This window comes from uncultured Microbulbifer sp. (genome assembly GCF_947489355.1).
Classification (GTDB): domain Bacteria; phylum Pseudomonadota; class Gammaproteobacteria; order Pseudomonadales; family Cellvibrionaceae; genus Microbulbifer.
In genome coordinates this window covers 1-287 of record NZ_CANLDD010000222.1, presented here as the reverse complement: position 1 = coordinate 287, position 287 = coordinate 1, and the positions used below count along the sequence as shown (strand labels likewise).

Below are 287 nucleotides of genomic sequence, written 5' to 3'. Positions count from 1 at the left end.
TACAGACCATTCTCAACTCTTGCCGTACCTCAAAGCAACTGCAGGAACTCCTTCCAGAGGGCGCTAAATACCTGCCTAAACCAGCGGATAAGGGCAAAAACCTAGTTCCCTCAGAGCTGGCCGCTTCCATCACAGAGATGCTGCAAAAAGGTATCCCGCGGGTACAAACGACTGCGGCTTAACCAATACACCCCCACTGCTTGGGCCGTAGGTACTGGGCCCCTTTTTAGGGATTAATCATGGACGTTTCAACTTTACAACTCAATAAAAAAGCCACCGCGATAATA

Annotated in this window: 1 protein-coding gene; it reads left to right on the top strand. The window is 49.5% G+C overall.

Going from position 1 to position 287, the window contains the following annotated elements:
* Positions 1 to 182 (top strand): Nmad5 family putative nucleotide modification protein (locus Q1A48_RS21550; RefSeq protein WP_299948943.1); only part of this gene is annotated, 182 nt, incomplete at its 5' end.
* Positions 183 to 287: the final 105 nt, after the last annotated feature.